The sequence below is a fragment of the Chitinimonas violaceus genome (assembly GCF_052601015.1).
The window spans coordinates 1-10,289 of the sequence record NZ_JBQXDJ010000097.1 but is presented as its reverse complement, the minus strand read 5'-3'; the positions used below and the strand labels follow the sequence as shown (position 1 = coordinate 10,289).

The window sequence follows — 10,289 nt, the reverse complement described above, 5'->3', positions numbered from 1 at the left end:
TTGCGTGGTTGGAGAAGTGCCGTCGATTGTGGAAGAACTGTGAACGCAAGCTCGACACCAGCTTGCAATTCATTCAGTTTGCCTTTCTGACTCTTCTTCTGCGGAGACTTTGAACAGGTTCTAAGAAATAATGCGGGTAGCCGTTAGGAGTACAACGAGTTACTTCAATAGCGCCAATTGCATAAGAACAGATAACAAACCGTAATCTGCACCATCACCACAAATGCGCCGCTGGCACAGATCCCTGTAACACCCGCCAAAAGGCTCGATGCCTCTTTCAGCATAATGCCGGCTGTCGCCAGTGATTCCATGCTGAAAATCAACCCTATCAGCACGCAGAAGATAATCATCCATTTGACAATATACGCGGGCAGATAGACGCGCTTTTCCCGGTTGTAACGATAAGCCGCAGCCTGCTCAAGCAGATTGCCCTGGTTCACGTCTTTGAACATCCAAAAAGGCCAGAAGTAGAGGTATAACAAGTAGGAAATCGACTCTTCGGGCAGGGATGAGATTGTCTGAGTAGACATGGGGCAGACTCCTTGCACACGAATGTCAATCGAAGCTGTCTTGGACAACCCGCAGGACCAAGAAAGCCGAGCACGCTGGTCAGCTGTGCACTTCCTGGAACCTGTTCATCGTTCTGTCACGCGCAGACATATGCAGAGCGAAATGCAGCGCAGCAACCGGAATGTACTGGGATACACGAGGTCTTCGAGCAGCACATGAACCCTGATCACCGCAGCGCAGCAAGACTGTGAGCAGGTTCTTAACTTCAAGATGGCTGATCACACCGGGCTTTGCATGGCCGTTGGGCGGAAAAAATATTTTCCCATCCTGGGTATTCCAAGCCTATTTTGGACAAGACAGAATGCGCACCTCAACCCACGAGCGGGGCATAATCGCCACCTGACTCCATTGCCGGATTTACGTGTATGTCTAACCTGCCTCCTCTTTCGTTGCTGGAAACCCGTGTTCTTGGCGTGCTGGTCGAAAAACAGCGCACCGTGCCGGATACCTATCCGCTTTCCCTGAATGCGCTGGTAGCGGGCTGCAATCAGAAAACAAGCCGTGACCCTGTACTGGAAGCCACCGAGGCCGATGTGACCGCCGCCATCGATACCTTGCGTAGCCATACCCTGGTGATGGAAAGCAGTGGTGGGCGCGTGGTGCGCTATGCCCACAATATGGACAGAGTGCTCGGCTTACCCAGCCAGGCTGTTGCACTATTGACGGTGCTGATGCTGCGAGGACCGCAAACAGCAGGTGAATTACGCCTCAATTGCGACCGGTTGCATAAATTCGCCGACATCTCCACGGTTGAAGCCTTCCTGCAAGAGCTGGCCGAGCGCTCAACCGGTGCATTGGTTGTGGAGCTCTCACGTCAACCTGGCGCACGCGAAAACCGTTGGGCACACCTATTGTCAGGCGAGCCAAAGTTTGAAGCTGTCAGTAACACAGTCACTTCCCTACCCAGCCAGATTGCCCTGGAAAGCCGGGTAACCGCGCTGGAAACCGAATTGGCCGCATTGCGCGCTACCGTCGCCAATCTGCAAGCGGCCTTGGGTGACTGACAAAATCTATCCTCCAGATCAACACCGATAAATACTCACTAAATTATTACGTCCATTCCCACGGACTGCATCCGCCAAAGCATAGGAAGAAACAGCGTGAGCAAGAACGCCCCACCAAGCTACACCGCGGTCAACGACGAAATTGTGCCCGTCTCCGCCCGCATTCGTAACCGTATTCGAGCGGCGGAACAGCGCTTCCACGCCAATGACAATATCTCCGCCTTTATCGAACCGGGCGAGCTGGAACAGCTGCTGGAAGAAGTGCAAGACAAGATGAAGGCCGTGCTGGACAGCCTGGTGATCGATACCGAGAGCGACCATAACACCCAGGATACTGCCCGCCGGGTGGCGAAAATGTATGTGAATGAGGTATTCAAAGGCCGGTACTTGGCCCAGCCCCCAGTCACAGAATTCCCGAATGTGGAACACCTGAACGAACTGATGATCGTAGGCCCCATCACAGTACGTAGCGCCTGCTCGCACCACTTCTGTCCCATCATCGGCAGGTTATGGATAGGCATCATGCCCAACCAGCATTCCAACCTGATCGGGCTGTCGAAGTATGCACGCCTTGCCGAATGGACAATGTGCCGCCCGCAGATTCAGGAAGAAGCCGTCACGCAGATCGCCGACCTGCTGATGGACAAGGTCAGTCCGGACGGCTTGGCAATAGTCATGGAGGCCGATCACTTCTGCATGCAATGGCGCGGGGTGCGGGACATGAATTCGAAGATGATCAACAGCGTCATGCGCGGTGCGTTTCTTAAAGACGCCAGCTTGCGCCGTGAATTCCTGTCGCTGCTCAACAATACCAAGCAGTAGTCAAATATCGGGAGATAAGCATGCTTGTACGTCTGCTGTATGCCAGCCGTTCCGTCAAACCATTCCATTCGGAGCAAATGGATAAGATCCTGGCGCAATCACGCACCCATAATCCCGACAACGGCATTACCGGCATCCTGTGCTACAGCGGCGATATTTTCATGCAGGTGCTGGAAGGCGGGCGTTGCGAGGTCTCCAAGCTGTACAACACCATCGCCAGCGATCCACGACATCAGGATGTGGAATTGCTTCTCTTTGAAGAAATCAGCGAGCGCCGTTTTGCCGGTTGGACCATGGGCCAAGTCAATTTGAGCAAGGTGAACCCTTCAACCCTCCTGAAATATTCCGAGAAGGCATTGCTGGACCCCTACGCCATCAGCGGCCGCGTATCGCTGGCTTTGCTGGAGGAACTCATTGCCACCGCCGCAATTGTTGGGCGTTAGGGCCTTCTCAAAATCTACCGGCAGTCGCTCGTGACAAATCGTGAATAAGTTTCTAAGCGCTGACTTCCCAAAAATAAAGACCCCAACGGGGTCTTTATTTTGAATAACCACCGCCTCCTTTATTCGCTCGCATCGTAGAAAACTTCACCCTCTTCGCCCTTATCAAAAGCTGACCCGACAGGGGAGTCGAGCAAAGGAATAATGGTTTCGTCGTAGTTGGCGATCACATTCACATCCAGCAGGCTGAAGTTCTTGGCGTTGTCGATATAGGCATCGGTCTCATTGCCGGCAAAGAAACGCCAGCCGCTGTCGTCTGCATCTTCCGGCTCATCACGGTACATGTAGGCAACGGAATAACCTTCCACAGTCACCATGTCACTCACCATCGCCAAGCCATGGCCCTCGGCCAGAGGACGAATCTGATTCTTTTCGAGTTTGTAATGCTTCATTGGCTTTGCCCTGAATCTATTTGAACCACCGCCAGCATACCTATCGACATTACAATCGTCATGCAATAAGAGCCTGTTCCCGATCTTACTGCGCAGCCATGATCGGGGCTTATGTGCTGCTCCTAAAAAGTTTTAAAAAAGCCCGCTCACACTCATCCTCGTACCGGTATACGTTTGCATATCAGCCAGAATACGATGCCAACTACCAGAAACAGAGGCAGGCTGAGAGGGAATAGCAGCAACAGCAGGCCCAACACCCCCAAAGACAGCACCACAACCAGTACCAGCGAGATTCCCGCAGCCAACGCTACCAGAAACACAGCAATAAGCCCTACTACCGCGCTGCCCACAATCAAACCTGCAAAAGCAGCGAAAAATGCCGCTATGCCTTCCACAGGCTCGCCATTCATCTCGAACGAGATAGCGTCGCTGGGCGCCTGGAAATTAACCCATACCATGGCGACTGCTATCAGCAAGCCTAACAACAACCAAAACCTGCCATGCGTAACGCGATGGGAACTTGCTTGTGGCCCTGAGTTCGCGATGGTCTGACTGTCCATTTGTTTACTCCACGCTCGATTGATTTCAAACCAGCGTACCCGTGCCAATTCATTGCCTGAAGCCAGTCACGACGCAATGTAGAAATCGAATGCCAGAACGCGGATTGGCACGATGAAACTCACCGGCTGGCGTTACATTTGATCGCAATCAAGCAAGCCTCGTCACTTACTGCGATAATCCGCGCCTTCACCAAACCCTCTATTGAAACTTCATGTTCGATTTTTTCAGCGGGCTCGATTTCTGGGTCGCCGCCAGCCTTGTTCTTGCTTTCGGTTTCGTCATGGCCTTCGAGTTCATCAATGGTTTTCATGACACCGCCAACGCCGTCGCTACCGTCATCTACACCAAGGCCATGCCGCCCAAACAAGCAGTGGTGATGTCGGGTATCTTTAATTTTCTGGGTGTATTGCTGGGTGGCGTGGGCGTGGCATACGCCATAGTTCATTTGCTACCGGTGGAATTGCTGATCAATGTGAACACGGGCCATGGGTTGGCCATGGTGTTTTCTTTGCTGTCCGCCGCCATTCTGTGGAACCTTGGCACCTGGTACCTGGGCATTCCTGCATCGAGCTCACACACACTGATTGGTTCGATTCTGGGCGTTGGCATCACCAATGCCTTGCTTACCGGTATTCCACTGGCTGAGGGTGTGAATTGGCAAAAGGCTATCGATATTGCGCTTTCACTGGTCGTGTCCCCTACCGCAGGTTTTTTGGCTGCCGCCTTGCTGTTGATCTTCTTCCTCAAGCGCTTACCGTTGTCGAAAATGCATAAGACACCGGAAACCCGGAAGCTGGTCGATGGCAAAAAGCACCCGCCGTTCTGGAGCCGGCTCACGCTGGTGTTGTCTGCCATGGGCGTCAGCTTTGTCCATGGCTCCAACGATGGCCAGAAAGGTATCGGCCTGATGATGCTGGTGCTGATCGGCATCGTCCCCACACAATTCGCGCTCGATGTAAACAGCAGTACCTACCAGATCGAACGCACCCGCGATGCGGCCATCTTTCTGCAGCAGTTCTACCATGCCAATGAGTCCGCCCTGTTGCAGCAGCTAAGTACAGGCAAGACAAATGGTGCCGACATGCCGAACAAGTTCCGCTGCGAACTGGAGCAAACCCAAGCTACGATCGGCAATCTGTTATCCGCCATCAACAATGTGCGGGATTATCGTGACCTGGCACCGGAAACCCGTTCCCAAGTCCGCCGCTCGCTCCTCTGCCTTGACGATACTGCCAAGAAGATCAGCAAGTTGCCGGGCCTCGCCAAGCGTGACAAGGATGATTTGGCCAAACTGCGTAAAGACCTGACCAGTACGACCGAATATGCGCCCATCTGGGTTATCGTTGCCGTGGCGCTTGCCCTGGGTATCGGCACGATGATTGGATGGAAACGCGTGGTGGAAACCGTTGGTGAAAAGATCGGACGCCAGGGCATGACCTACGCTCAGGGTATGAGTGCGCAGATCGTCGCCGTCGCCGCAATCGGTATGGCCAATGTATTCAGCCTGCCCGTTTCGACCACGCATGTGCTTTCTTCAGGCGTGGCCGGCACCATGGTCGCCAATCGGATCGGCCTGCAAGGCGGCACAGTACGTACCATCCTGATCGCCTGGGTGCTTACCTTGCCTATCTCAATTTGTCTCGCGGGCGGCCTGTTCTGGCTTGCCGTTAAGCTGTTCAATTGATACCTAAAAGCCTGCTCACAGACCGTTATCGTGAACAGGTCCTAACGAAACAAAGCCACCTAAATCGGTGGCTTTGTTTCGTTAGGTGTGCTGCTCAAATCTTACCGCCCACTACCCAATAGAGGGTAAGGCGGGTTCAAGCATTTCCACCGGTGAATACCAAGGTGCAGAGCAGCTCGGAGCCGCCACGATTAAGCGGCATCAATACCCCATTCTCCCCAATCAGCACATGCGGTTCATCTTGTTCACTCGGGCTCATGGTTGGATTATAGAGATACCAACCCGTCTCATTGCGGCTGACAATTGCCGGCGCCAGCGAAATACCGGCTTGCAATGCAGTAATAAAATCGTTGTACATGTGGCAGGACCTACCCCTATCCCAATATCAGCGAGCTTCGTTCACTCTCAACATGGGAGCGATTCATCATCTTTCAAGCATCCTCCCATTTAAGCGCCGCTAACAAAACCCAGCGAAGCGGTTCTGGCTAGGCGTGTAAGCGCAGACAGTACGTGGGTACGGCAAGCTTACACAACAACGCCATAGGGGTTTTGTTAGCGGCGCTTAGTGAACGATACCATGAACTCCCATTACGCCAGTAAACCAGGCTGGGTGGGAATCTGGTATCTTCCCTGCCGGCATTTATTACTCTCAGCGTCTGTCCAAGGCATCTAGCAGAACAAGCGTTGAGAATCTGTTTGCGATGGATCGTAATCAGACTGCCCCTTGCAACACCCTGGCGCACTCCGCGCTCATCTACACATAGCAACGGTGCACTTGCCGTTTGAGTTGGCATCGTCGTAATCCCCGCGCCAGGCGATACAAACAACAATTTCTTTGGAGTACTTCCTATGCGCCATGCTTGGCTTGCAGGCCTTGTCCTACTTCTTTCCCCGATCGCTCAAGCTGACAATCTCGATTTGCAGTTGAGTAACGATGTATTCTCCGGCCGTTATTCATCGGGCCTGTTGGGAAAGTCGGCCAATATGGATTTTGGTTTTCAGCACCATACCGATAATGGCGATGTCGCTACCGTAGGTCTTTTGGTGGAACAGATTTCAGGTAGACGCGACAGCTTGGCATTGGGTGCGCAGGCAGTCGGTATTTTCAATGATTACGACAATGCCGCAGCCCTGGCGTTGGGTGGTCGCTTCAATGTAGGTCTGCCCAGCCTGCCCAAAGTACGTATTGGGGGCCATTTGTGGGCAGCACCTGGCGTTACCACTTCTGGCGCCAAGCGGTACGTGGATGCCGGGGTACGCGTGGGTTACCAGGCTCTGGAGCGTGGTGAGATCTATGTCGGTTATCGTAATACCAAAATCAGATATAAGAACCGTACTGATTATGAAATGCAGGACAGTGCGCACGTGGGGTTGGAGTTGAGTTTCTAACTGCGCATCAAGCAATGCAGCATTAAAGGAAAAAGCCACTCAACTGAGTGGCTTTTTGTATGGATGAGCGATGAGCGCCCTTGTCTATTTCAAACGTACCAGACGGTTCGGCAAAGTCTGGCTGCCTTTCAATGATTCGAATTTATCACCCATGGCAGTATCTATTGCCTCCAAACGCGCGCTGGCACTGGGATGAGTGGTGAACAACAACTCCACCGCGTTCGGCTGCTGTTCTGCCAAGGCATCGATCTTTTGCAGTACTGCCGTCAAACCCATAGGGTCGTAGCCAGCACGCGCAGCCAGGACAATACCTATTCTGTCGGACTCGAACTCGGCACCCTGGTCCAACTTACGCGCCAATATTTCCGCCCCCTTGCCGATCACGGCATCCGCCTTGTCCGCCTGCTTCAACTCTTTACCCAGTACTGCGCTGCCAGCCTGCAGCCAACTGCCTTTACGCAACAATTTCAGTTGGTGTTTTTGCTGCACATGGGCGATTTCATGCCCCAGCACGCCGGCTAGCTCCGCTTCGCTGGCAAGCTGTTGGTACAAGCCCTTACTGACGAAGACATACCCACCCGGCATCGCAAATGCATTGACTGCCGGGCTGTCGATCACGCCAAACACCCAGGGCAGGTCAGGCCGATCGCTCTGTTGCGCAACCCAACGGCCTACCTTATTGACGTACTGCTGAAGCTTGGCATCCGCAACCAACGGATACTGCCCAAGTAGGCGGCCCGCCACCTGCTGGCCAATTGCCCGCTCCTGCTCCCAGGATGCCGACCCAACCAATACCGTATCACCATCTACACCCAGCTTCTTCTGCAATTCTTCATTAATGCCCTGCTTAAGTATGTCCTTCAGGCTTTCAGCGGAGACTGGAACAAGCGCAGTACAAAACACCGCACCACACAGCAATGCAAACAGTTTGCGCATTTTCATTTTCCCTCCGCCAACCATGCCACCCGACGGGCTTGCAGCTTGCCTGCCTTGGCAAAAGCTGCAGCCTCCTGCTCGCTGGTACTCAACGCTTCTGCCCGCGACACCGCCGCTGCATCGTACTTGGCATCGGCCAGTGCACCAGCTTCTTCCTTGCCGCTGCTCAAGCCACGAATGCCTGTGGTATTGACGATCTTGCCACTACCCAACCGCCCAGTGTTCACACTGGCTATATTGTTGCTGGGCAACGCGGCATTACCGCTCTTCAGCGACAGGCTTCGCACCCAGCCCATCTGTTTGCCGGACTGCACATTGGCCCATGCACCCTGCTTTTTCAGTACCGTTACACTGCTGCCACGCGCAAGCGGCGCCTGGGATGGCGCATCAAGGAAAGGTTTGCTGCGTAAGCTGTCATCCTTGAGCAAGGTGGCGGTCTCGGCCGCCAGTACAGGTAGGGCTAAGCTGCACAAGCCCATAATCAGATAGCGTTTCATGTGTTGATCTCTTGGCTGGAAGTAGAAGATTGCAATAGTGCTTGGCCAAACAGCGTCTGCCAAATCACCTGTGGTTTGATCGCGGGGTCATAGTCCGCTCGCAATGCGGAGCAACTGACCAAGCGGTAGCGATGTAAGCCTGTCTGTGCGAGCCATTGCGCCACCAAGCGGCGAAGCTCGGCTTCTTCAAGCACAGGGGGCAGGTCGACCGGCTGCAAGTGGGTGAACACCAGGCCGCCATCAAACATACGCCAACCGCCATACTGGCTGCCGGCCAAGCTCATCGCGCAAGTCTGGATTTGACCAGGAAAGCTGGCGCAGAGTTTGTCGAGCAAGGACTCCGCCATGGGCTCGCCTGTTTCATCCAACATCTGCAACCAGGCCAGTTCAGCCTGCTGGCCAGCTTGAATGGTCGGGCTGCGCGTCCAGGCGCTCTCTTCCAATGCACGCCGTGTAGCCAAAGCATAGAGTTTCGCCAGTGTGAAGTAAGCGATGCTGAAGCTGACCGGCCCAAGCAGGTTGATGTAATAGTTGCTCAGATTAATGCTCGCGTACGACAAGGCCAACAGAAATATCTGCGACAAGCCAAACCAGCGCGCTAGTTTTTCGGGTGCAGCATGCTGGTAGAAACTCCAAGCCGTGGCCCAGACCAATGCCAACGCCAGCAACAGGTACAGCCAACGTAGGGCGGGTACGCGCAAGTAGTCGTCATGCTTGAGGTTATCCAAGGCGGTGGCCACGATCTCGACACCCGGAAATTGCTCAGCCACCGGGCTTGCTTTGATATCAAAGAGACTTGGCGCGGTGGAACCGATGATAACGATCTTATTACGAAACTCATCACGCTGCCTTTTCGGGTGCTCACTCATACTATCGCGATACACATCGGCGAAGCTGATGTAACGATAGCTGAATGGCTTGCCCCGCCAGTTGATCAACACACTGGGTGGCAGTTGCGCAGAAAGATTGCCGCTGTCACGTAGTACACGGGTAGGCAACGAAGGCAAACGCACCCCGCCATGATCCTCGTACACCCCGTATTTGCGGATGATGCCATCCGGATCTGGCACCGTAGAGTTGAAGCCCAGCCGACCACTGGCCAAGCCTGCAGGAAAGTAAGGCAGGATGCCGGCGATGGTTGCTTCTCCAGGGGCCAGTCGCTGCGCACCAGGAATCTGACTCGCCTTGAGTTCGCTGCTGCTGTCCTGCCCTGGATTCAGACGTACCCAGGGCAGATAACAATTGGCGCACTCCTTCAGGAATGCATCAAAGGCTGTATCGCTGTCGGGATTAAATACATCCGGCTCGCTGAACAGGATATCGAACACCAAAGCACGCGCTCCTTGGCGGTTGATCTGCGTCAACACATCCCCAAGCACTTGACGCGGCCAGGGCCAGCGGCCAAGGTCAGGCGCAAGCTGAGCAAGACTTGCCTCATCGATATCGAGAATAACAATGCCCGGGTCGGGCTTTGCCGTCACCAAGCGGTGTTTGACCAAAGTATCAAAACTGGTTTGGCGCAGATCAAAAAGTTTATGCAGGTGTAGTGCATCCACCACCGCAAAGACGCTGATGGCTGCGGCCAGGTAGAGGTAGAAGTGATGGCGTAAGCGTCTGGCGAGCCAGTTACCAAACCGGACATAGAGCGTTCCCACACGGTCGGCGAGCTTTAACTGCCAATATGAAAAAGACATCGTGACTTATCTCTAAGTAATCAGTTCAAAATCCCGAGAGACGGGACAAGACAAGGCAAAAATACCCGAGAAGGCAGAATTTACAAGCCTTGAATGCGTATTCCAAGGGCATTTCTAAGAACCTGTTCAAAGTCTCCGCAGAAGAAGAGTCAGAAAGGCAAACTGAATGAATTGCAAGCTGGTGTCGAGCTTGCGTTCACAGTTCTTCCACAATCGACGGCACTTCTCCAACCACGCAAA

13 protein-coding genes and 2 pseudogenes are annotated in these 10,289 nt (G+C 53.8%); 6 read left to right on the top strand and 9 right to left on the bottom strand.

From position 1 onward, the window contains the following. Window positions 1–113: pseudogene (locus ACUHMQ_RS19130) on the top strand (IS5/IS1182 family transposase); the annotation flags it as partial. A gap of 51 nt (window positions 114–164) precedes the next feature. Here the strand turns inward: ACUHMQ_RS19130 and ACUHMQ_RS19125 are convergent. Beyond that, window positions 165–530 (bottom strand): hypothetical protein, encoded by a 366-nt coding sequence (locus ACUHMQ_RS19125; RefSeq protein ID WP_445297055.1) that lies wholly within the window; start codon window positions 528–530, stop codon window positions 165–167. 405 nt (window positions 531–935) lie between these two features. Here ACUHMQ_RS19125 and ACUHMQ_RS19120 point away from each other — a divergent pair, with 405 nt between their 5' ends. The 3 genes from ACUHMQ_RS19120 (at window position 936) to ACUHMQ_RS19110 (ending at window position 2,839) form a co-directional block, all read left to right on the top strand. Further along, entirely contained in the window at window positions 936–1,574 is a 639-nt protein-coding gene (locus tag ACUHMQ_RS19120; RefSeq protein ID WP_445297054.1) for a YceH family protein, read from the top strand. Window positions 1,575–1,670: 96 nt separating this feature from the next. Continuing rightward, window positions 1,671–2,396, top strand: coding sequence for a GTP cyclohydrolase I (gene folE, locus ACUHMQ_RS19115; RefSeq protein ID WP_445297053.1), 726 nt, complete (start codon window positions 1,671–1,673; stop codon window positions 2,394–2,396). Window positions 2,397–2,416: 20 nt separating this feature from the next. Beyond that, entirely contained in the window at window positions 2,417–2,839 is a 423-nt protein-coding gene (locus tag ACUHMQ_RS19110) for a BLUF domain-containing protein (protein WP_445297052.1), read from the top strand. 119 nt (window positions 2,840–2,958) lie between these two features. On the opposite strand, the gene ACUHMQ_RS19105 is transcribed toward ACUHMQ_RS19110, so the two are convergent. The 3 genes from ACUHMQ_RS19105 to ACUHMQ_RS19095 all read right to left on the bottom strand — a co-directional run bounded on the left by ACUHMQ_RS19105 (window position 2,959) and on the right by ACUHMQ_RS19095 (window position 4,159). After that, on the bottom strand, window positions 2,959–3,288 hold the full coding sequence (locus ACUHMQ_RS19105; protein WP_445297051.1) for a DUF2185 domain-containing protein: 330 nt from the start codon (window positions 3,286–3,288) through the stop codon (window positions 2,959–2,961). Between the two features lie 152 nt (window positions 3,289–3,440). After that, window positions 3,441–3,848 carry a hypothetical protein gene (locus ACUHMQ_RS19100; RefSeq protein WP_445297050.1) on the bottom strand — a complete coding sequence of 136 codons (408 nt, stop codon included), beginning with the start codon at window positions 3,846–3,848 and terminating at the stop codon, window positions 3,441–3,443. Window positions 3,849–3,967: 119 nt separating this feature from the next. Beyond that, a complete protein-coding gene (locus ACUHMQ_RS19095; protein WP_445297049.1) occupies window positions 3,968–4,159 on the bottom strand; it encodes a hypothetical protein in 192 nt (63 codons plus the stop codon). Between ACUHMQ_RS19095 and ACUHMQ_RS19090 the strand changes: the two genes are divergently transcribed. Continuing rightward, window positions 4,130–5,533, top strand: a complete 1,404-nt coding sequence (locus ACUHMQ_RS19090; protein WP_445297048.1) for an inorganic phosphate transporter — start codon at window positions 4,130–4,132, stop codon at window positions 5,531–5,533. The two genes, ACUHMQ_RS19095 and ACUHMQ_RS19090, sit on opposite strands and share 30 nt — an antisense overlap. Window positions 5,534–5,669: 136 nt before the next feature. Here the strand turns inward: ACUHMQ_RS19090 and ACUHMQ_RS19085 are convergent, their stop codons facing one another. After that, window positions 5,670–5,891 carry a hypothetical protein gene (locus ACUHMQ_RS19085; RefSeq protein WP_445297047.1) on the bottom strand — a complete coding sequence of 74 codons (222 nt, stop codon included), beginning with the start codon at window positions 5,889–5,891 and terminating at the stop codon, window positions 5,670–5,672. A 491-nt stretch (window positions 5,892–6,382) separates the two neighbouring features. Here ACUHMQ_RS19085 and ACUHMQ_RS19080 point away from each other — a divergent pair, with 491 nt between their 5' ends. Beyond that, window positions 6,383–6,922: a YfaZ family outer membrane protein gene (locus tag ACUHMQ_RS19080; RefSeq protein WP_445297046.1), complete on the top strand. Its 540-nt coding sequence runs from the start codon at window positions 6,383–6,385 to the stop codon at window positions 6,920–6,922. A gap of 84 nt (window positions 6,923–7,006) precedes the next feature. Here the strand turns inward: ACUHMQ_RS19080 and ACUHMQ_RS19075 are convergent, their stop codons facing one another. From ACUHMQ_RS19075 to ACUHMQ_RS19060, 4 genes and pseudogenes are all read right to left on the bottom strand, one after another. Next, the gene (locus ACUHMQ_RS19075) at window positions 7,007–7,858 is read right to left on the bottom strand and encodes a M48 family metalloprotease (RefSeq protein ID WP_445297045.1); all 852 of its coding nucleotides are present in this window, start codon (window positions 7,856–7,858) and stop codon (window positions 7,007–7,009) included. A gap of 2 nt (window positions 7,859–7,860) precedes the next feature. Beyond that, window positions 7,861–8,355: an SH3 domain-containing protein gene (locus ACUHMQ_RS19070; protein WP_445297044.1), complete on the bottom strand. Its 495-nt coding sequence runs from the start codon at window positions 8,353–8,355 to the stop codon at window positions 7,861–7,863. Beyond that, a complete protein-coding gene (locus ACUHMQ_RS19065; protein ID WP_445297043.1) occupies window positions 8,352–10,049 on the bottom strand; it encodes a CHASE2 domain-containing protein in 1,698 nt (565 codons plus the stop codon). Before ACUHMQ_RS19065 ends, ACUHMQ_RS19070 begins: the two co-directional genes overlap by 4 nt. Before the next feature lie 126 nt (window positions 10,050–10,175). Continuing rightward, window positions 10,176–10,289, bottom strand: a pseudogene (locus ACUHMQ_RS19060) (IS5/IS1182 family transposase); the annotation flags it as partial.